The following is a 21370-nucleotide window of genomic DNA, read 5'->3' as shown; positions in this document are numbered from 1 at the left end:
CTATTCCCTCTATTGAACTAAATATTTTAATGATGAAGAAAATTATGAAAAGGAATTACAAGGTGCTTTTGCTTTTGTTCTTATTAGCATTTGCGTCATGTAGTTTTACGACGAAAAAATTCAGTAATCCAGATAAAGATAAATTACTCATACAAATTATAACTTTTGTACTAGAGCAAGGGCATGTTGACCCTATAAATATAGACGATGCATTTTCTGAAAAATTATTTAATCATTACATTCAAGCAGTAGATCCTGTAAAACGTTATTTCTACGCCTCGGATATTGAGGATTTTGAAAAGTATAAGTTTTTGCTAGATGAACAGATTAAAAATAATGAAATCACTTTTTTTGATGTCGTTCATGAGCGTTTATTAGAACGTATTGCAGAAGGTGAAGCCATGTATAAAGATGTGCTTTCAAAACCTTTTGATTATAGGATAGCTGAAAGTTACGAAACCGATTATGACAAAACGACATTTGTACGCTATAAAAAGCAAATGCGTGAACGTTGGAGACAACTGTTGAAATTTTCAACCATTTCTAATTATGATGATTTAATGAAGCAAGAAGAATTAGCTAAGGAAAAGGATCCTTCTTATGTGATGAAATCAAACGAAGAATTAGAAAAAGAAGCGCGAGAGTCAACATTAAGATCTATTGATATTCATTATCATGATAATATTGATGATTTGAAACGTGAAGATTATTTTGCTGTTTATGTGAATTCAATAGTTGAAGAATACGACCCACATACCTACTATTTAGCACCTAAAAGCAAAGAAGATTTCGATCAGCGTATGTCAGGTAAACTTGAAGGAATTGGAGCGAGATTGCAAAAACGTATGGATTATATCAAAATTGTTGAGTTAATTTCAGGAGGGCCTGCTTGGAGAAGTAAAAAACTAGACGTTGAGGATGTTATTCTGAAGGTGAAACAAGAATATGAAGAGCATGCGGTTAGTATTGTTGGTATGAGAATCGGTGATGCTATTAAGTATATCAAAGGGCCAAAAGGAACAAAAGTGACTTTAACCATTAAGAAAGTAGATGGTACAATTAAAGATGTCGTGATCGTAAGAGATGTTGTAGAGTTGGTGGAAACCTATGCAAAATCATCAGTCGTTGAGAAGGATGGCAAAAAGTTTGGTGTTATTAACCTTCCTGCGTTCTACGTAGATTTTAAAGATTACAAAAATGTAAATGCCGCTAAAGATGTTAAGGAAGAATTAGAGCGCCTTAAAGAAGATGGTATGGAAGGTCTAGTTTTAGACTTACGTAATAATGGTGGTGGATCTTTACCAACTGTTGTAGAGATGGCGGGTCTTTTTATTAAAGACGGACCAATAGTGCAGGTGCGATCTTCGGGTGAAACAAAGGAGATTTTAAAAGATAAAGATAAATCAATTACATGGGACGGGCCTATGGTTATTTTAGTCAATGAAATTTCAGCTTCAGCTTCCGAGATTATGTCTGCAGCCATGCAAGATTATAAACGTGCCATTATTATAGGTGGTAAACAAACTTATGGTAAAGGTACTGTTCAAAATGTGATTAATTTGAATAACATGTTAAGGAATAACACTAGTGGTGATTTAGGAGCCTTAGCTGTTACCACACAGAAATATTATAGAGTTACTGGCGGATCGGTACAATTAGAAGGTGTTAAAAGTGATGTTGAAGTACCTGGTCGTTTTAGTTATATTGATGTAGGTGAGAAGGACAAAGAGAACCCTTTACCTTGGGATGAAATTGATGCAGCATCATTTACACCATGGAAAAGCTATTATGATTATGACGAGACTGTAAGAAGAAGTAAAGAGCGTATGGCGCGTAATGAGCAATTGAGGTTAATTGGTGAAAACGCCAAATGGGTTAAAACTAAAATTGACGAGAGCGTTTATTCGCTGAATTATGAAGCTTACAATGCAGAGAATAAACGTAATGAAAGTGAAGCTGCGCGTTTTGATGCCATATCGGATTACCAAACAAACCTAACGTTTAGTTCAACATCTTATGAGAAATCATTATTCACAAAAGATACGACCGATCTTAAAGAAAAGAGAGAACGCTGGCACGAGAATTTAAGTCAGGATGTCTATGTTGAAGAGGCTTTAAATGTATTAGAAGATTTACAATCAACCTATCCTCCAAAAAAAGTGGCAGCAACAAATAGAGCATCAGAAAAAAAGTAGTGTTGCTTTATGAGTCATAAATCAAAATCACTAAAACAATTAGCGCTCCAAAAGTTTAAAAAGAACTTTTGGGGCGTATTTAGTTTATGCTTTATTGCTCTAGTGGGGTTGATTTCAGTATTTGCGTATGTGGTTGCTCCAGATAATTCTCAGCATGCTAATCAAATGCATTTAGCTATTCATTCTAAAAAGCCAGGGTTTCAGGTTACTATGCTTACTATACCTTCTCAAATCAAGGTAGAACAAAATGTTTTTGATAAGGTTTTCTTCGGAAGGAAAAATACAGACACTGAAATTCCAATTTCTGGATTTGAAATAAAAAAAGAGCACTTGGTTTATAAAGAATATGCCTCCGATGGTATTGAAGGCGCAGAGAAATCTATAAAATTAAGTGCATTCCCTAATGAATCTTTAGGTGCTTTTATTAAAGAAAAAACTTTTTTGTTTGGTACAGATAAGTATGGTCGCGATTTGTTGAGTAGAGTATTAGTTGGAGCGCGTATATCCTTTTTTATTGGTTTTGTAGCTGTGTTTATTTCATTGGTTATTGGTATTCTTATGGGAAGCCTAGCTGGGTATTTTGGCGGTAAAGTGGATGCTGTAATTATGTGGGTGATTAACGTGACATGGTCAATACCAACACTATTATTAGTTATAGCTATAACTTTAGCTCTTGGTAAAGGTTTTTGGCAAGTTTTTATTGCGGTAGGCTTAACCATGTGGGTAGAAGTGGCTAGGGTGGTACGCGGACAAATAATTAGTGTCAAGGAAATGCAGTATGTTACAGCGGCAAGAGCTTTGGGTTATAATGATTTCAGGATTATTACTAAGCATATTTTACCTAATATTATGGCGCCAGTTATAGTGATATCTGCTGCTAATTTTGCTGCTGCAATCCTAATTGAAAGCGGACTTAGTTTTCTGGGTATTGGGGCGCAATCACCAATGGCAAGTTGGGGAGCAATGATCAAAGACCATTATAATTATATCATTTTAGGAAAACCTTATTTAGCTATTATTCCAGGACTGTGTATTATGAGCTTAGTTATGGCATTTATGCTTATTGGAAATGCTTTAAGAGATGCTCTTGATGTAAAAGGCTAGTAAGTTTTAGTGTAGTAAAAATGGTAAAATAGAGTAGGTTTAGAAACTATCTAGCTCCATATTGTTGTTCAGGCTGTCAATATATTCTAAAACTTCATCTTTTCCAGTTTCGTTGCTTGATGAGGTTATAAAATAGTTGGGCATGTCTTCCCAAGTTTCTAGTAATATTTTTTTATAATCTTCAACGTGGTTTTCAATCGCTTTTGGTTTTAGTTTATCCGCTTTTGTAAATATGATAGAAAAAGGAATACCGTTTTCACCAAGCCACTGCATAAATTCTAAGTCAATAGGTTGTGGCGTGTGACGAATATCCACTAAAACAAAGGCTGTAACGAGCTGTTCTCTTAGTCCGAAATATTGCGTGATAAACTTTTGAAACACCTTTTTTGAACTCTTAGAAACACGTGCATAGCCGTATCCAGGTAAATCGACAAGGTGCCAATTTTTGTTAATTAAAAAATGGTTGATAAGCTGTGTTTTTCCTGGTCTCCCGGAAGTTTTAGCTAAACTCTTTCTGCTGGTAAGCATATTGATAAGTGAAGACTTACCCACATTACTTCGACCTATGAAAGCATATTCTGGAAGCCTGCTTTTTGGGCATTTCTCGACATCAGAATTACTCATTACAAATTCGGCAGACTTAATTTTCAAAACGTGCTTATTTTAGTTTTTCCTGTAAAGGAATCTTAATTAATATTCTAGGAGTAGTCGTATTTTAAGCTTAAAAACCTTTTTGTTCCAGCCAGTCATTCATTATTTGGTTAAATGTTTCTGGGTGCTCCATCATGGCAGCATGCCCACATTTGTCAATCCAAAACAAATCAGAGTTCGGTAAAAGTTCATTAAATTCCTCACCAACTTCAGGAGGAGTGACTTGATCATTTTTACCCCAAATGATACACGTCGGGGTTTGCATGTTAGGCAGATCCTTAGACATGTTGTGTCTAATGGCGCTTTTAGCAATGGCCAAAGTTTTTATAAGTTTGTTCCGGTCGTTTACGGTTTCGAAAACTTCATCAACAATTTCTTTTGTAGCAACCTCTGGGTCGTAAAACACGTCTTGAGCCTTCTTTTTAATCACTTCGTAATCACTACGTTTTGTGTATCCGCTACCCATGGCGCTTTCGTAAAGACCTGAACTTCCGGTAATTATTAGGGCTTTGACTTTTTCTGGGTACATTTTTGTGTGGTATAATCCAATGTGCCCACCAAGTGAATTCCCCAGTAGTATGACGTCATCGTAACCTTTAAAAATAATAAAATCGTGCAAGTAATTTGCAAAGGTTTTTACGTTCGTTTTAAGTAAAGATAATGAGTATAGTGGAAGTTCTGGAATAAGAACTTTATAACCTTTATTACTGAAAAATTCAATCACAGCTTCAAAGTTACTTAAGCCACCCATTAATCCGTGTAGTAGGATGATTGGAGTGCCTTCACCGGCTTCAATATAATTGAATTTATCTTCTTTTTTTAAATGATGCGTCATCAATCTAATAGTCTATCATTAAAAACAAATATAGGTATTTCATTGATATATCCACTAAAATAATTGCTTTCACGAAAATGAATGAGCTAAGAAATTGAATTAAAAAGGATTACAAGAAATTAAGATGTTAACAATATGCGAAATAGAAAATTACAAGCCTTAACAAGCTGAAATATAGCGGTTGTGGGGGTTTTATGTTTTTTATGATGGTTTTTTGAGCAGTTTTGGTTCAGAATTTATTAACAATGTGGTATAATGTGGTAATTAGTGGTATATTTTTCAATATATTTGACTTTGAAACGTTTAGATTCTTTAAAAACTGCTTTGGACTTAATTACAGGGACATACGATTGTAAAGTTGATGCGAAGGGGCGATTAATGATGCCGGCTTCGATCAAAAAGCAGCTTTCTAAAGTTATAGAAGAAGGATTTGTATTACGTCGTTCTGTTTTTCAACAGTGTTTGGAGTTGTATCCAATGGCTGAATGGCAGGCTTTGATGCAAAAAATGAATAAGCTAAATAAGTTTAAAAAGAAGAATAACGATTTCATTAGAAGGTTTACAGCTGGAGCAAAAATGGTGGAGGTTGATGTGAATGGGCGTTTGTTGATTCCGAAAGATTTAACTGTTTTTGCAAATATTTCAAAAAACATTGTTGTAGCATCTGCAATCAATATTATTGAAATATGGGATAAAGATTTATATGAGCAGGCTATTGATGATGCGGCAATTGATTTTGCAGATTTAGCTGAAGAAGTAATGGGTCAAGACGATGAAGACTATGGAATATCATAATCCGGTACTGTTAAAGGAATCTGTTGATGGTTTGAATATAAAACCAGACGGCGTTTATGTGGATGTCACTTTTGGAGGTGGCGGTCATAGTAAGGAGATTTTAAGTAGGCTGAATGAAAATGGAAAACTCCTTGCTTTCGATCAAGATGTTGATGCTTTAGAGAATGCTTTGGATGATAGTCGTTTTACTTTGATTCATGAAAATTTCAGGTTCATTAAGCGTTTTTTGAGATTTCACGGTGTGAAAAAAGTTGATGGTATTTTAGCTGATTTCGGAGTTTCCTCGCATCAATTTGATGTTGCAGAACGCGGATTTTCAACGCGCTTTGAAGCGGATTTGGATATGCGTATGAATCAAAACAATACGCTTTCTGCTTTTAATGTGATTAATGAGTATGAAGAAGAGCAGTTAAAAAATGTGCTTTTTCAATATGGTGAGCTGCGTGCAGCTCCTGCAATGGCAAGGTTGGTTGTAGAGTATCGCGAAACCGTTGAGCCAATTGTAACAAGCGAGCAGTTAAAAAAAGTACTTGGTAAATTTTTACCGCCGCGTCATGCTAATAAAGTGTTGGCTCAAATATATCAGGCGATTAGAATAGAAGTGAATCAAGAAATTGAGGTGCTTAAAGAGTTTTTAATGCAAACGCCAGAGTTATTGAATGATAATGGAAGATTGAGTTTTATATCCTATCACTCACTAGAGGATCGTTTGGTGAAGCGTTTTATTAGAAACGGGATGTTTGAAGGTGAGCCTGAACGTGATATGTTTGGGAATTTTGAAGTTCCGCTTAAAAAAGTAAACGGATTGATTGTGCCTTCAAAAGAAGAGGTAAAGGTTAATAACCGTGCCAGAAGCGCGAAGTTAAGATTGGCAGAGAAGAAATAATGAAGAAAAGTATTTATAACATATTAAGAGGTACTTTTTTAGTAAGTGATGATTCGTTTAAAAATTGGCGTGTCATTCTATTTATCTCTGGTCTGGCTATAGTAATGATTGCAAGTTCACATAATGCTGATAAAAAAGTATATGAAATTGCGCGGTTGAAAAATGAAGTAAAAGAAATACGGTCACAATTTGTAGATGGTCGTTCCAGATTAATGAGGCTTAAAATGGAATCTCATGTCGTTAGTGTAATGAATGAAAAAGGGTTGTCGTCTTCAGAGACGCCCCCGCAAAAAATAAAAGTATTAACAAAAGAAAAAGATTAAAAAAACAAAGTGGCAGTAAACGATAAAAACATATTAAACCGTTTATATTTTATAGCAGGATGTATGTTCATCTTCGCTGTAGCTGTCGTGTTTAAGTTATTGACGATTCAATTTGTGCAAGGTGAAAAATATAAAGCCTTAGCTACAAAACGTGTTGTAAAAAATGTGGTTATTCCTGCTAATCGTGGCAATGTGTATTCTGTTAATGGTAATCTTTTGGCGACTTCAGTGCCTAAATACGATATTCGATTTGATGCCTTAACGCCTTCAGCTAAAACTTTCGAGAAATACATAAAACCATTATGTGATTCGCTTTCAAAATACAAAGGAAATACAACTTCTGCACAATTAGAGAAAAAACTTAGAAGAGCTCGTGCCAATAAAAACAGATACTATTTGCTAGCAAGGAATATTGGTTATGGTGATTATGTGCGATTAAGAAAGTTTCCGTTGTTAGAGTTTGGGGCTTTTGGAGGTGGTTTGATTGTAGAGCAAACAACAAAGCGTGAACATCCAATGGGTGGTATTGCTGAACGTACTATTGGTTACGAGCGCATAGATGATAAAGGAAATGTAACGCGCCCAGGAATTGATGGCGCTTTTGGAATAAAATATCTTAGAGGTGTTGATGGTCAGCGTAAAAAGCAAAAAATTGGAAAAGGACAATGGAAACCATTAACTGATGCCAATGAAATAGAGCCTCAAGATGGGTATGATGTATATACTACTATAGATGTCAATATTCAAGATATTGCACACCATGCGCTTTTGGAACAACTAGAAAAATATAAGGCTGATCACGGCTGTGTTGTGGTAATGGAGACCAAGACGGGTGAAATTCGTGCCATTTCTAACTTAGGAAGAAATAGAAATGGTAAATACTATGAGCGCTTGAATTACGCTGTAGGTGAAAGTCATGAGTCAGGTTCTACATTTAAATTAATGGCTTTGGCTGCGGCTTTTGAAGATAAAGTGGTAGATACCAGTGATGTGGTTGATACTGAAAACGGAGTACTTACTTTTTATAGAAAAAAGGTGCGTGACTCCAAACATGGTGGTTACGGAAAAATTACGGTTTCAAGAGCTTTTGAGGTGTCTTCAAACACTGGTATTGTTAAGGTAATAGATAAAGCGTATAGTAAGAATCCAGAGAAATTTGTGGATCGAATGTATGGCATGAGTCTGAATAAAAAATTGGATTTACCAATTATTGGCGAGCCAGATCCAGTGATTCCAGATCCTAGAGTTAAAAATAACAGATGGAGTGGTATTGCGCTTCAGTGGATGGCTTATGGTTACGGGGTTTCTTTTACGCCTTTGCAAACACTTACTTTTTATAATGCTGTTGCTAATAATGGTGTAATGGTAAAGCCACGTTTTTTAAAGGAAGTAAAAGAATTTGATAAGGTGATAGAGTCTTTTGAAAGCGAGGTTATAAATGAGAAAATATGTTCGGAAGAAACTGTTGGCAAGTTACAAGCTTTATTAAAAAATGTAGTAGATAAAGAGCATGGTACTGGTCATAAGCTGTACTCAGATAATTTTTCTATGGCGGGAAAGACAGGAACTTGTCAGAAAAATTATTCCGATAAATCAAAACTAGCTTACATCTCGTCGTTCGCAGGTTATTTTCCAGCAGATAACCCTAAGTATTCATGCATCGTGGTAGTTCATGAGCCAGATAAGAGTGTGGGTTATTATGGAGCAGATGTTTCCGGGCCTGTATTTAAAAAAGTCGCTCAGAAAATATTTACGGCTACACCAATTACAGATGAGGTCGAATCTTTAGGGGTGCAATCTATTGCAGTTGAAAAGGATTATGAAGGTTTTTATGAAACCGCTCAAACGTATAAAACGATCATGCCAAATTTAGTAGGGATGCCGGCTATGGATGCTATTGTCCTTCTGGAAAATATGCAGATTGATGTCAAGGTGCAGTTAGATGGTAACGGTGTGGTTAGTGGGCAATCTATTGCTAAGAATACGAAATTAAAGAATAATCAAACGGTAATTTTAAAAGCATCATGATCGCATTAAAAGACATATTATATAAGGTAACTATAAATGCGGTAACCGGTGTAACGAATTTAAACGTGAATGCGGTAACCTTCGATTCTCGCGCGGTGAAAGCGAACGATTTATTTGTTGCTATAAACGGACTTTTAGTTGATGGGCACAAGTTCATCGATGTGGCTATTAAAAATGGCGCTAACAGTATCGTATGTGAAGTGTTGCCAGAGAAATTGAAGGAGGGTATTACCTATATTGAGGTGGATAACACGCATAAGGCACTGGCGGTAATCGCTTCTAATTTTTATGAGAACCCATCGGAAAACTTGAGATTGGTTGGTGTTACCGGAACGAACGGAAAAACAACTGTAGCTAGTTTACTTTATCAGTTGTTTAAAAATGCAGGTTATAAAGTGGGGTTATTGTCTACCGTGAAAATTATGGTAGATAATACGGAATATAAAGCAACGCATACCACTCCAGATTCCCTAACTATTAATTCGTATTTAAAAATGATGAATGATGAAGGGGTTGAGTTTTGTTTCATGGAAGTGAGCTCTCATGGTATTCATCAGCATAGAACGGAAGGTTTGCATTTTGAAGGCGGAATATTTACCAATATAACACACGATCATTTAGATTATCATAAAACCTTTGCGGAATACAGAGATGTAAAAAAGAAGTTTTTCGACGGACTTTCAAAAAAATCTTTTGCTGTTGTGAATGTAGATGACAAAAATGGTTTGTTCATGCTTCAAAATACAAAAGCAAAAAAATATACCTACGCTTTAAAACAATACGCTGATTTTAAGTGTCAAATTTTGGAAAATCAATTTAGTGGCTTGTTGTTAAAGGTTAATGATAGTGAAATTTGGACGCGTCTTATTGGAGAATTTAATGCATACAATGTTTTGGCGATTTACGCTACTGCGGAATTGTTAGGGCTTGAAAAAGTTGAGATTCTTAGATTGATAAGTGATTTGAAAAGTGTTAGTGGTCGTTTTCAGTACATCGTTTCAAATGAAAAGATAACGGCTATTGTAGACTATGCACATACCCCTGATGCCTTGAAGAATGTATTAGAAACTATAAATGGTATTCGTACTAAAAATGAAGCGCTTATTACGGTTGTTGGCTGTGGAGGTGATCGAGATAGAACAAAAAGGCCTGAAATGGGGCAGATCGCGTCAGTTTTAAGTGATAAAGTCATTTTTACAAGTGATAATCCGAGAAGTGAAAAACCTGCAGATATCTTGACAGAAATAGAAGCAGGGGTTGCTCCTCAAAATTTCAAAAAAACGCTCACGATTGAAGATAGACAACAGGCTATTAAGACCGCATGTCAAATGGCAAATTCTAATGATATCATTTTAATAGCGGGTAAGGGGCACGAAACTTATCAAGAGGTAAATGGGGTGCGCTCTCATTTTGATGATTTAGAAACCGTGCAGGAATTATTAAAACAATTAGAAAAATAAAAGGCGTTTACGGCCAAATAAAAGAACCTCAATAAAGAAAAAAGATGTTATACTATTTATTTGAATATTTAGAAAAACAGTTTCAGTTTCCTGGAGCCTCACTTTTTGGTTTTATAACCTTTAGAGCGGCTTTGGCTGTGATTTTGTCACTGTTAATTTCTACAATTTATGGTAAGCGCATCATTGGTTTGTTGTTAAAACAACAAGTTGGGGAAACTATTAGAGATTTAGGATTAGAGGGGCAGCAAGAAAAGGCGGGAACTCCTACAATGGGAGGGATTATCATCATTTTAGCGACGTTAATTCCAGTGCTTCTACTGTGTAAATTAGGGAATATTTACATTATTCTTTTAATTGTTACCACGGTTTGGATGGGGGTAATTGGGTTTTTAGACGATTACAAAAAGAAGTTTAAAAACGATAAAGAAGGTTTAAAAGGAAAGTTTAAAGTTTTAGGGCAAGTTGGCTTAGGGATTATTGTTGGAGCAACCTTGTATTTTCATCAGGATGTAACAATGAAAGAGCAAATTCCTGCTGAAACGCGTCAGGAGCTTTTAGCGGCCAACCCGAATATAGCACCTTCAAAATTATTTCAGGAAGAAGAGCATTCGGCTAAAACAACGATTCCATTTATAAAAAACAACGAATTTGATTATGCTCAAGTAATCACATGGATAGATCCGGCATTAGCAAAGTATGCATGGGTGGTTTTTATTTTAGTTGTCATTTTTATTATAACTGCGGTGTCTAACGGTGCAAACCTTACAGATGGTATCGATGGGTTGGCAGCGGGAACATCGGCCATAATTGTGCTCACTTTAGGGATTTTTGCTTGGGTATCTAGTAATATCGTTTTCGCCGATTACCTCAATATTATGTATATCCCGCGGGTTGAAGAAATAACCATTTATATCGCTGCATTTGTAGGAGCACTTATTGGGTTCTTATGGTATAATACTTATCCTGCACAAGTATTCATGGGAGATACGGGAAGTTTAACGATTGGAGGAATAATAGCTGTAATAGCTATTGCGGTGCGTAAAGAATGGTTAATTCCTGTGTTGTGTGGTATATTTTTAGCTGAAAATTTATCTGTAGTAATGCAAGTGGGGTGGTTTAAATACACGAAGAAGAAATATGGCGAAGGACGTCGTATTCTAAAAATGTCGCCGTTGCATCATCATTATCAAAAAAATGGCTATCACGAAAGTAAAATTGTCACACGTTTTTGGATCATTGGCATATTGCTGGCCATTGTTTCGATTGTAACCTTGAAAATTAGATAAACAGTTTTTGTTTCCGCGAAAGCGTAATTCAAAAGGAATTAAAGTATCAAAAGAGTATCATGACAAAAAGTAGATTAGTCGTATTAGGAGGCGGAGAGAGTGGTGTTGGTACAGCGCTTTTAGGAAAGGCGAAAGGCTATGATGTTTTTGTTTCCGATAAGGGAAAAATAAAAGAAAAGTACAAAGCTGTTCTTATAAATAATGAGATTGACTGGGAAGATGAAAATCATACAGTTTCTAAAATTCTGAATGCAGATGTTGTCATGAAGAGCCCTGGGATTCCTGATAAAGTAGATTTGGTTAAACAAATTCGAAAGGCTGGAATTACAGTAGTTTCTGAAATTGAGTTTGCTTCAAAATATACCGACGCTACAATTGTTGGAATCACTGGGAGTAACGGTAAAACGACCACGGCAACTTTAACACATTATTTGTTGAAGGATGAATTGAATGTTGGGTTAGCTGGGAATATTGGTGACAGTTTTGCGAAACAAGTTTTGGAGGATGATTTTGAAAATTACGTTTTAGAAATAAGTAGTTTTCAATTAGACGATATCATTGATTTTAAACCACATATTGCGGTATTAACGAATATTACACCAGATCATTTAGATCGCTATGATTACAAGTTTGAAAATTATATAGAATCTAAGTTTAGAATAGCCATGAATCAAACAAAAGTCGATTATTTGATTTATGATGCCGATGATGAAGTGATTGTAAATCATCTGAAAAATAACCCAGTTCAATCGATTTTATTGCCGTTTTCATTAGAAAAAACCATTGAAAACGGTGCGTATTTAGACAAAGAAAATATTAAAATAACAATAAATAATAATCAGATAATTATGCCTACATCAAATCTTACATTAGAAGGGAAGCACAACGTTAAAAATGCTATGGCAGCTTCTACTGTGGCACATTTATTAAAGATAAGAAAACAAACAATTCGTGAGAGTTTAGAAAGCTTTCAAGGTGTTGAACACCGTTTGGAACAAGTCCTTAAAATAAATAAAGTACAATATATTAACGATTCAAAAGCAACAAATGTAAATGCTACTTACTATGCTTTAGAAAGTATGGGAGCACCAACGGTTTGGATTGTTGGAGGTGTGGACAAGGGAAATAATTACCAAGAGTTGTTTTCATTCGTTAATGAAAAAGTAAAAGCTATTATTTGTTTGGGTGTCGATAATGAAAAGTTATTAAGCACTTTTGGAAATATGGTAGATGTTATTGTTGAAACTCAATTTATGAGTGAAGCAGTGAAAATCGCTTATAAATTGGCAGAAACTGGAGATAATGTTTTGTTATCGCCAGCTTGTGCAAGTTTTGATTTGTTTGAAAACTACGAAGATCGTGGTCGTCAATTTAAAGACGCAGTAAGAAATTTATAAAAACATAGAATTTGCAATCTGTATTTAATAACATAAAAGGAGACCGGTTAATTTGGGCTATTGTAGCGTTGCTTGCAATTGCGTCCTTTTTACCTGTATATAGTGCTGCCAGTAATTTGGCTTATAAAGGTGCGGGAACTAATACGTTTTCTTTTTTTATTAAACATTTTGTGCATCTAGCCTTAGGTTTTGTGGTGATATATGTGATTCATAAAATTCCATATAATTATTTTAAAAACTTATCGATGGTCATGATTCCAGTGGTTTTAGGGCTTCTGTTGCTTACGATGTTGCAAGGAACAACCATTGATGGCGCGAATGCGAGTCGGTGGATTCAGATTCCGTTTGTTGGGGTGTCTTTTCAAACGTCAACCTTGGCAGGTGTGGTTTTAATGACTTATGTAGCGCGCTATTTGTCTAAAATATACGGTAAGAAAATAACATTTAAAGAATCTATTTTGCCTTTGTGGGCTCCTGTGTTTTTGGTGTTGATTCTTATTTTACCAGCAAACTTTTCTACTACGGCAATTATGTTTACTATGGTGGTGATGTTGGTGTTTTTAGGAGGATATCCATTACGTTATTTAGCTGTGATTATAGGTTCTGGGGTATTAGTTTTAACTATGTTTATTCTAATTGCTAAAGCGTTTCCAGATGCTATGCCTAATAGAATTGATACTTGGATGGGGCGTATTGAGAGTTTCTCAAACCCTGAAGATACCGAAGCAGATTATCAAATAGAAAAAGCAAAAATAGCCATTGCCTCAGGAGAAATTTGGGGTGTTGGTCCAGGTAAAAGCTCTCAAAAGAACTTTTTGCCGCAATCATCTTCAGATTTTATATTCGCAATTATTATTGAAGAATATGGTTTAATAGGTGGTTTTTTTGTGATGTTCTTGTATTTATGGCTCTTGTTTAGAATTGTAATCGTGGCTCAAAAATCAGAATCTGTTTTTGGGAAATTAGTGGTTATAGGTGTCGGTTTGCCTATCGTTTTCCAGGCAATAATTAACATGGCGGTTGCAGTTGAATTGTTTCCGGTTACAGGACAAACATTACCATTGTTGAGTAGTGGAGGAACTTCGATTTGGATGACTTGTTTGGCTATTGGAATTATTTTGAGCGTAAGTGCAAAAAGAGAAGAAATAAAAGGAAAAGAAATTGATGAGGATAATCCTTTAGATATTTTATCAGAAGCAATATAGATGGGGAAGTATAAAGTAATATTATCAGGCGGAGGCACGGGAGGACATATTTACCCTGCAATTGCTATTGCAAACGAGATAAAATCGAGATATCCTGATACTGAGTTTTTGTTTGTTGGTGCCAAAGATAGAATGGAGATGGAGAAGGTGCCACAGTGTGGCTATGATATCAAAGGATTGTGGATTACAGGAATTCAGCGAAGCTTTACTTTGAAGAATTTAAGTTTTCCATTTAAAGTGATTAGTAGTTTGTGGGGGGCTCGAAAAATAATAAAATCGTTTAAACCTGATATTGTTATTGGAACTGGTGGTTTTGCTAGTGGCCCTTTATTGAAAATGGCCGAAATGGCCAATATTCCGGTTTTAATTCAGGAACAGAATTCATTTCCGGGGATTACTAATAAGCTATTGGCTAAAAAAGCAAATAAAATATGTGTAGCCTACGATGGTTTAGAACGTTTTTTTCCGAAGGATAAAATTGTAAAAACAGGAAACCCTGTACGTAAGGGCTTGCTGCATATTGAAAATAATAGTGATGAGGCTAAGAAGTTTTTCGATTTAAAAGAAGGGAAAACAACGCTTTTAGTAATAGGAGGAAGTTTGGGTTCTCGAAGAATAAATCAGTTAATTGAAAAGAAATTGGATTTTTTCGACACGCAGAATGTGCAAATCATTTGGCAATGCGGGAAGCTTTATTATGATAAGTACAAACTTTACGATAATACTAAAAATGTTCAGGTTCATGAGTTTTTGAACAATATGGATTTTGCTTATGGTGCTGCAGATGTGGTGATTTCAAGAGCAGGAGCAGGTTCGGTTTCCGAGCTTTGTATCGTTGGGAAGCCTGTTATTTTTATTCCTTCGCCAAATGTTGCTGAAGATCATCAAACCAAAAACGCGATGGCCATCGTAGATAAAGATGCCGCCATGATTATTAAGGAAGAAGATTTAGACGCCGATTTTGAAAATAAATTTTCTCAACTCATTGCTTCACCTGAAAGAAAAAATGAGCTTGGAGATAACATAAAAAAACTTGCATTGGTCGATGCAACGAAAGAAATAGTTAATGAAGTAGAAAAGCTTCTAAGTAAATAAATGAATTTAAACACCATACATAACGTATATTTTATTGGTATTGGCGGTATCGGCATGAGTGCTATTGCACGCTATTTTCATGCCAATAATAAGATGGTCGCTGGTTATGATAAAACCCAAACCGAGATTACTAATGGCTTAGTAGATCTAGGGATTGCTATTCATTTTAATGACTCGGTAGAAAATATTAGTGATGTATTTTTAAATGCTGAAAAAACTTTGGTTGTTTATACGCCGGCCGTTCCTAAAGATCATACGGAGTTAAATTATTTTAAGGACAACGGGTTTCATGTTGTAAAAAGATCTCAAATTTTAGGTTTAATTACCGAACATACCTTTTGTTTGGCTGTAGCGGGTACGCATGGAAAAACTACTACAACGAGTATTTTAGGTCATTTACTGAATTCATGTCATGTGCCATTAACGGCTTTTTTAGGTGGAATTAGTGAAAATTATAATTCGAATTTAATTTTAAACGGTACAGAAGTTTCAGTGGTAGAGGCGGATGAGTTTGATCGTTCGTTTTTAACGCTGTCACCAGATTTTGCTTGTATTACCTCAATGGATGCCGATCATTTGGATATTTATGGTGATGCAGCAGAATTAAAAAAATCATTTATAGCTTTTTCAGAAAGATTAAAACCAAATGGTAAACTTTTTGTGAAAAACGGATTGGGATTAGAAGGGATAACTTATGGTATTGAAGATGATTCAGATTATACCATTCAAAATATAAAAATAGAAAATGGAGCTTATGTCTTTGATGTAAAAACACCTAAAGACATTATTGAAAATTTAGAATTTAACCTACCAGGTAGACATAATTTGTCTAATGCATTAATAGCCTTGGCGATGGCTGTGGAATATGGTTGCTCCTACCAGCAGCTCGCCAAAGGTTTAGCTTCCTACAAAGGGGTGCAGCGCCGATTTACGTATCAAATAAAAACCGACGAATTTGTTTTTATTGATGATTATGCACACCACCCTCAAGAGATAAGTGCAGTGCACCAGGCGGTTAGAGAAATGTATCCTGGCAAAAAAGTGTTGGCCATATTTCAGCCACATTTATTTAGTAGAACTCGTGATTTTATTGATGATTTTGCCGAAAGTTTATCGAAATTTGACGAATTATTATTGTTAGATATTTACCCTGCTAGAGAGGTGCCAATTGAAGGTGTTACCTCAAGTTGGTTGTTAAGTAAAATTGATAATGAAAACAAGCAATTAGTAAGTAAAGAAAACTTGCTAAAGGCGATTCACGATAGTAATGCTCAGGTGGTTTTAACTATTGGAGCAGGAGATATTGGAGCAGAAGTAAAACGAATTAAAAAAGAATTTAGCGTTGCGAATTAATTGGAATTACATAAAAATGATTGCTTTGTTTGGCTTGGTCATCTTTCTTTTCGCTTTTGCCTCGGGTAGAAATGAAGTAAGAATGATTTCGGAACCAAACGTTAAGTTTGTTGGTGAAAATAACCTTTTCATTACAAGCAAGGCTGTTAGTAAATTGTTAATACAAAATTATGGTGGTGTTAAAAACGTGGCGAAAGAAACTTTAGCTTTGAATGAATTAGAGAATGCCCTAAAATCTAATCCCATGATAAAGGCTGCAGAAGTGTATGTTTCTATAAACGGGACACTTAACGCCGAGATAGAGCAAAAAACACCTATTGCAAGAGTTAGCACTAATGCGTCTTATTATATCGATGCTGATGGTTTATTCATGCCATTATCAGATAATTATTCTGCGAGAGTACCCTTGGTTACAGGTTATGTTGAAAAAAATAATTTGAATAGCGTTTACCAAATCGCCCGAAAAATAGATAATGACGATTTTTTAAAAAAACATGTTTTCGAAATTCATCAAGAAAGACAAAAACACTTTTTTTTAAAACTAAGAAAATGTGACTTTTTAGTGCAAATTGGTGATGTGAGCGCATTAGATAAAAAAATAAATAACCTAAAGGCTTTTTATAAAAAAGCACTTAAAGACAATACATTAAAGAACTATAGTAAAGTGAATTTACAGTTTGATAACCAAGTAATTTGTACCAAAATTTAGACTATGGAGCATAATTTAGCAGTAGGATTAGACATAGGAACCACAAAAATTGTGGCCATGATTGGTCGTAAAAACGACTACGGAAAGTTAGAAATTTTAGGTATTGGTAAATCTAAGAGCTTAGGGGTTCACCGTGGAGTTGTCAACAATATTACACAAACAATTCAGTCAATACAACAGGCTGTTCAAGAAGCAGAAGCTGCATCGGATATAAAAATAGAAGATGTTACTGTAGGTATTGCCGGGCAGCATATTCGTAGTTTACAACATAGTGATTATATCACAAGAGCCAATTCAGAAACTGTTATTGATGATGAAGATATAGATTTACTCATCAATCAGGTTCATAAGTTGGTAATGCTTCCTGGGGAGGAAATTATTCATGTTTTACCTCAAGAATATAAAGTTGACGGGCAAGCCGAAATAAAGGAGCCTATTGGTATGTATGGTGGACGCTTGGAAGCTAATTTTCACGTTGTGGTTGGTCAAGTATCCTCAATCAGAAATGTGGGACGTTGTATCAAGAGCGCCGGATTAAATCTTGAAGGTATTACTCTAGAGCCTTTAGCTTCTTCAAATGCTGTGTTAAGTCAGGAAGAGAAAGAAGCAGGTGTTGCGCTAATTGATATAGGAGGTGGTACTACCGATTTAGCTATTTTTAGAGATGGTATTATTCGTCATACGGCAGTGATCCCTTTCGGTGGAAATGTGATTACCGAAGACATCAAAGAAGGGTGTTCAATTATAGAGAAGCAAGCCGAATTATTAAAAATTAAATTTGGTTCAGCTTGGCCAGGGGAAAATAAAGACAATGAAATTGTATCAATTCCTGGTTTAAGAGGAAGAGAGCCAAAAGAGATTACACTTAAAAATTTGTCTAAAATTATTCATGCACGAGTTGTTGAGATTATAGAGCAAGTGTATGCCGAAATTAAAAATTACGGACACGAAGAACAAAAGAAAAAACTAATTGGAGGTATTGTATTAACCGGTGGAGGAAGCCAGTTAAAACACTTAAAGCAATTGGTAGAGTATATAACAGGAATGGATACCAGAATAGGTTATCCAAACGAACATTTGGCTGGTGATAGTGATGAGGATATTACAAGTCCGCTATACGCTACAGCAGTTGGTTTAGTATTAGATGGTTTAAAACGTCAGGAAAGAAGGAAAATAGAGCAACAAGAAGAAGAAATTATTCTTGAAGAAGAGGTTGTAGAAGAAACAACTACTGAGGTTGAAGAACCAGTAGAGACTAAACCTCCAAAACCTAGGCGTACATTCCTAGATAAATTAACTGATCGTCTTAAAGATTTTTTAGACGACGCTGAATAATAAAATGAAGTAGTAGCAAAATTGTCTAGTCAGCAATTTTGATAATGTTGTCGCAAGGCACATATTGATCCAAAGAATAAAAATATTAAGTACAAACCCTAGTAAAACAGAATTTATGAGCAGCAATGAAAAATTCGAAACAAACATTTCATTTGATTTACCCAAAAATAGATCAAATGTTATTAAGGTAATTGGCGTTGGTGGCGGCGGTAGTAATGCCATTAACCACATGTTCCAACAAGGTATTAAAGGCGTAGATTTTTACGTATGTAATACAGACTCTCAAGCCCTTGAAAACAGTGGAGTCCCGAATAAAATACAATTAGGAGTACATTTAACCGAAGGGTTAGGTGCAGGTGCTAATCCAGAAATTGGAGAGCAATCTGCAGTAGAAAGTGTTGAAGACATTTCTCAAATGTTAGATTCAAACACAAAAATGGTGTTTATCACTGCTGGAATGGGTGGAGGTACCGGAACTGGTGCAGCTCCAATTATCGCAAAAATGGCAAAAGATAAAGACATTTTAACGGTGGGAATTGTAACCATGCCTTTTCAGTTTGAAGGTAAAATGCGTTTGGAACAATCTCAAAAAGGTATCGAAAACTTAAGAGGTGTTGTCGATTCGTTAATTGTAATTAACAATAATAAACTTCGTGAAGTTTATGGAAACTTAGGTTTTAAAGCAGGATTCTCGAAAGCAGATGAAGTTTTAGCTACCGCTGCTCGTGGTATTGCCGAAGTTATTACACACCACTACACGCAAAACATCGATTTACGTGATGCAAAAACAGTATTAAGTAATAGCGGAACGGCTATTATGGGATCTGCTTTAGCGTCTGGACAAAACCGTGCGCAAGATGCTATTAGAAAAGCACTTGATTCGCCGTTATTAAATGATAATAAAATCACTGGAGCTAAAAAAGTATTGCTGCTAATCGTTTCAGGTTCACAAGAAATTACTATTGATGAAATAGGTGAAATTAATGACCATATCCAAAGTGAGGCAGGACATAGTGCTGAAATTATTATGGGTGTTGGTGAAGATGAAGCTTTAGAAGAATCAATTGCTGTAACTATTATTGCTACGGGGTTTAATATTGAACAGCAAGATGAAATTTCTAATACGGAAACAAAAAAAGTAAAGCATGTTCTTGGTGAAGATAAAGAAACAGAAACTCAGGAAAAAGAGCCTGTTGTTATCGCTCCAACTGTAGAAATGCAAGTTAAAAGGGAAGCGCCTAGAGTGGTGCGTCATACCTTAGACCTGGAAGAAGAAGCACCAAAAAGAATAACACAGCCACCAAAACCAGAAGCATCAAAAAAAAATATTGATTTGATTCCAACTTCAGAGTTAATTAGAAACATTGGAGTAACTTATGAGGAGGTAACAGATAAGGTTGATGATGTCGATGAAGATGATTTTATCTTTAGCCCAGTATCTCGTAATGCTCCTGAAGTTTCAGAAGAAAAGGAGATTGAAGTAGTTTCAGATTTTGTTGAAGATGAAAAGCAAATCACATTAACCTTCGATATGCCAATTTCATCTAAGCAAGAAACTCCAGAGGAGGTTGAAGACGAAGTAGAGGAAGTTATTTCTCATGATTTAATGAGTGATGATGTTAAAGATATCTCTGTAAATGATTATGTAGAAGTTATTTCGGTAACAGAAACTAATGAAAGAGGTGATATTCGTTATGCTTTAGATGATTATGACGATACCGAATCTTCGAAAGTTAAAGAACAGCAAAAATCAAGCGAAGTTCTAGAGCAAGAAGATGAAGATATCGTTTTTGAAAGAAAAGTGGTTGAAAAACCAGCGCCCCTAGAGGAAGAAAATGATGAGGTAGATCCTATGAATACACCAATTTCGGAGTTGCTAAAAGATCGTGCTGAAGAACGTAGACGTAAAATGAAGGACTTCAATTATAAATTCAATAGTTCTAAAATAGACGATATTGAAAAAGTGCCAGCATATAAGCGCCAAGGTGTAAATCTAAACGCTGCTAAACATTCGTCTGAAACAGATAGATCAAGAACAAGTATTGGTTTTGATGATAATGATGATATTCAATTAAGAAGCAATAATTCTTTTTTACACGATAACGTAGATTAATTTGAGTTGACTAACTGAGCCTGAAACCCGAAGAGTCTAAAAGTAGCTTTTCGGGTTTTTTGTGGCGTAAATTTACATTATGATAGATATGAGCGCATGTTTTTTCTTAGTATCTTCGCGTATAAATATGTTAAGAAAATGAGTTTACAAGCAGAAATTATGACGGCTTTGAAAGAAGCGATGAAATCTAAAAATCAAACAGCTTTAACGGCTTTACGTGCTGTAAAATCTGCGATTTTGTTAGCACAAACAGAAACTGGAGCCAAAGAAGAGTTAACCGAAGAGCAAGAGCTAAAAATACTTCAAAAACAAGTGAAACAACGTCGTGATAGTGCAGCTATTTATTTAGAGCAAGATCGTGAGGATTTGGCAGCTCCAGAATTAGCTGAAGCCGATGTGATAGCACAATTTTTACCAGAGGCTTTATCTGAAGAAGAAATTACTAAAGTCGTTGATGAAACCATTTCAAAATTAGGTGCTGTAGGCATGAGAGATATGGGTAAAGTTATGGGTGTGGTAAATAAAGAATTGGCAGGTAAAGCAGACGGGAAAACCATTTCAAACGTTGTTAAGGCTAGATTGTCTTAAATTAAAATATAT

At 35.4% G+C, this 21370-nt stretch carries 18 protein-coding genes; 16 read left to right on the top strand and 2 right to left on the bottom strand.

The genetic code is table 11. The features are described from left to right. Positions 1-29 precede the first annotated feature (29 nt). Together Q4566_RS15470 and Q4566_RS15465 are read left to right on the top strand one after the other, a co-directional pair. A complete protein-coding gene (locus tag Q4566_RS15470; protein WP_368506606.1) occupies positions 30-2195 on the top strand; it encodes a carboxy terminal-processing peptidase in 2166 nt (721 codons plus the stop codon). A 9-nt stretch (positions 2196-2204) separates the two neighbouring features. Beyond that, positions 2205-3299 carry an ABC transporter permease gene (locus tag Q4566_RS15465; protein ID WP_303423180.1) on the top strand — a complete coding sequence of 365 codons (1095 nt, stop codon included), beginning with the start codon at positions 2205-2207 and terminating at the stop codon, positions 3297-3299. A gap of 39 nt (positions 3300-3338) precedes the next feature. Here Q4566_RS15465 and yihA read toward each other — a convergent pair whose 3' ends face one another. Next, entirely contained in the window at positions 3339-3950 is a 612-nt protein-coding gene (yihA, locus tag Q4566_RS15460; RefSeq protein WP_303423178.1) for a ribosome biogenesis GTP-binding protein YihA/YsxC, read from the bottom strand. A 70-nt stretch (positions 3951-4020) separates the two neighbouring features. Further along, the gene (locus Q4566_RS15455) at positions 4021-4785 is read right to left on the bottom strand and encodes an alpha/beta fold hydrolase (protein ID WP_303423176.1); all 765 of its coding nucleotides are present in this window, start codon (positions 4783-4785) and stop codon (positions 4021-4023) included. Positions 4786-5109: 324 nt separating this feature from the next. Here Q4566_RS15455 and mraZ point away from each other — a divergent pair, with 324 nt between their 5' ends. The 14 genes from mraZ to Q4566_RS15385 all read left to right on the top strand — a co-directional run bounded on the left by mraZ (position 5110) and on the right by Q4566_RS15385 (position 21358). Next, entirely contained in the window at positions 5110-5580 is a 471-nt protein-coding gene (gene mraZ, locus Q4566_RS15450; RefSeq protein ID WP_303423209.1) for a division/cell wall cluster transcriptional repressor MraZ, read from the top strand. Further along, positions 5567-6466 (top strand): 16S rRNA (cytosine(1402)-N(4))-methyltransferase RsmH, encoded by a 900-nt coding sequence (gene rsmH, locus Q4566_RS15445; RefSeq protein ID WP_303423174.1) that lies wholly within the window; start codon positions 5567-5569, stop codon positions 6464-6466. The genes mraZ and rsmH overlap by 14 nt, the downstream gene beginning before the upstream one ends. Beyond that, a complete protein-coding gene (locus Q4566_RS15440; RefSeq protein ID WP_303423172.1) occupies positions 6466-6789 on the top strand; it encodes an FtsL-like putative cell division protein in 324 nt (107 codons plus the stop codon). Before rsmH ends, Q4566_RS15440 begins: the two co-directional genes overlap by 1 nt. Positions 6790-6852: 63 nt before the next feature. Further along, the gene (locus tag Q4566_RS15435) at positions 6853-8817 is read left to right on the top strand and encodes a penicillin-binding protein (protein WP_303423208.1); all 1965 of its coding nucleotides are present in this window, start codon (positions 6853-6855) and stop codon (positions 8815-8817) included. Then, entirely contained in the window at positions 8814-10277 is a 1464-nt protein-coding gene (locus Q4566_RS15430) for a UDP-N-acetylmuramoyl-L-alanyl-D-glutamate--2,6-diaminopimelate ligase (protein ID WP_303423170.1), read from the top strand. The genes Q4566_RS15435 and Q4566_RS15430 overlap by 4 nt, the downstream gene beginning before the upstream one ends. Positions 10278-10321: 44 nt before the next feature. After that, positions 10322-11563, top strand: a complete 1242-nt coding sequence (mraY, locus tag Q4566_RS15425) for a phospho-N-acetylmuramoyl-pentapeptide-transferase (RefSeq protein WP_303423168.1) — start codon at positions 10322-10324, stop codon at positions 11561-11563. Between the two features lie 59 nt (positions 11564-11622). Continuing rightward, entirely contained in the window at positions 11623-12960 is a 1338-nt protein-coding gene (gene murD, locus Q4566_RS15420; protein WP_303423165.1) for a UDP-N-acetylmuramoyl-L-alanine--D-glutamate ligase, read from the top strand. Between the two features lie 11 nt (positions 12961-12971). Then, on the top strand, positions 12972-14165 hold the full coding sequence (locus Q4566_RS15415; protein WP_303423163.1) for an FtsW/RodA/SpoVE family cell cycle protein: 1194 nt from the start codon (positions 12972-12974) through the stop codon (positions 14163-14165). Next, complete coding sequence (murG, locus tag Q4566_RS15410; protein ID WP_303423161.1) at positions 14166-15260, top strand: undecaprenyldiphospho-muramoylpentapeptide beta-N-acetylglucosaminyltransferase; 1095 nt, start codon at positions 14166-14168, stop codon at positions 15258-15260. Next, positions 15261-16613, top strand: coding sequence for a UDP-N-acetylmuramate--L-alanine ligase (gene murC, locus Q4566_RS15405; protein WP_303423159.1), 1353 nt, complete (start codon positions 15261-15263; stop codon positions 16611-16613). 16 nt (positions 16614-16629) lie between these two features. Beyond that, on the top strand, positions 16630-17322 hold the full coding sequence (locus Q4566_RS15400) for a cell division protein FtsQ/DivIB (protein ID WP_368506607.1): 693 nt from the start codon (positions 16630-16632) through the stop codon (positions 17320-17322). A gap of 3 nt (positions 17323-17325) precedes the next feature. After that, entirely contained in the window at positions 17326-18657 is a 1332-nt protein-coding gene (gene ftsA, locus Q4566_RS15395; protein ID WP_303423155.1) for a cell division protein FtsA, read from the top strand. Between the two features lie 115 nt (positions 18658-18772). Continuing rightward, a complete protein-coding gene (gene ftsZ, locus Q4566_RS15390) occupies positions 18773-20770 on the top strand; it encodes a cell division protein FtsZ (protein ID WP_303423153.1) in 1998 nt (665 codons plus the stop codon). 138 nt (positions 20771-20908) lie between these two features. After that, entirely contained in the window at positions 20909-21358 is a 450-nt protein-coding gene (locus Q4566_RS15385) for a GatB/YqeY domain-containing protein (protein WP_303423151.1), read from the top strand. Positions 21359-21370 lie beyond the last annotated feature (12 nt).

The organism is Tamlana sp. 2_MG-2023, assembly GCF_030548465.1.
Classification (GTDB): Bacteria; Bacteroidota; Bacteroidia; order Flavobacteriales; family Flavobacteriaceae; genus Pseudotamlana.
The sequence above is the reverse complement of the archived record's forward strand: the minus strand, read 5'-3'. Positions and strand labels throughout refer to the sequence as shown.

Excerpts from the sequence above, each read along its gene's own strand:
- Q4566_RS15470 (WP_368506606.1), top strand. The coding sequence starts at position 30 with ATGATGAAGAAAATTATGAAAAGGAATTACAAGGTGCTTTTGCTTTTG.
- Q4566_RS15465 (WP_303423180.1), top strand. The coding sequence starts at position 2,205 with ATGAGTCATAAATCAAAATCACTAAAACAATTAGCGCTCCAAAAGTTT.
- Q4566_RS15455 (WP_303423176.1), bottom strand. The coding sequence starts at position 4,785 with ATGACGCATCATTTAAAAAAAGAAGATAAATTCAATTATATTGAAGCC.
- rsmH (WP_303423174.1), top strand. The coding sequence starts at position 5,567 with ATGGAATATCATAATCCGGTACTGTTAAAGGAATCTGTTGATGGTTTG.
- Q4566_RS15440 (WP_303423172.1), top strand. The coding sequence starts at position 6,466 with ATGAAGAAAAGTATTTATAACATATTAAGAGGTACTTTTTTAGTAAGT.
- Q4566_RS15435 (WP_303423208.1), top strand. The coding sequence starts at position 6,853 with ATGTTCATCTTCGCTGTAGCTGTCGTGTTTAAGTTATTGACGATTCAA.
- Q4566_RS15430 (WP_303423170.1), top strand. The coding sequence starts at position 8,814 with ATGATCGCATTAAAAGACATATTATATAAGGTAACTATAAATGCGGTA.
- mraY (WP_303423168.1), top strand. The coding sequence starts at position 10,322 with ATGTTATACTATTTATTTGAATATTTAGAAAAACAGTTTCAGTTTCCT.
- murD (WP_303423165.1), top strand. The coding sequence starts at position 11,623 with ATGACAAAAAGTAGATTAGTCGTATTAGGAGGCGGAGAGAGTGGTGTT.
- murG (WP_303423161.1), top strand. The coding sequence starts at position 14,166 with ATGGGGAAGTATAAAGTAATATTATCAGGCGGAGGCACGGGAGGACAT.
- murC (WP_303423159.1), top strand. The coding sequence starts at position 15,261 with ATGAATTTAAACACCATACATAACGTATATTTTATTGGTATTGGCGGT.
- Q4566_RS15400 (WP_368506607.1), top strand. The coding sequence starts at position 16,630 with ATGATTGCTTTGTTTGGCTTGGTCATCTTTCTTTTCGCTTTTGCCTCG.
- ftsA (WP_303423155.1), top strand. The coding sequence starts at position 17,326 with ATGGAGCATAATTTAGCAGTAGGATTAGACATAGGAACCACAAAAATT.
- ftsZ (WP_303423153.1), top strand. The coding sequence starts at position 18,773 with ATGAGCAGCAATGAAAAATTCGAAACAAACATTTCATTTGATTTACCC.
- Q4566_RS15385 (WP_303423151.1), top strand. The coding sequence starts at position 20,909 with ATGAGTTTACAAGCAGAAATTATGACGGCTTTGAAAGAAGCGATGAAA.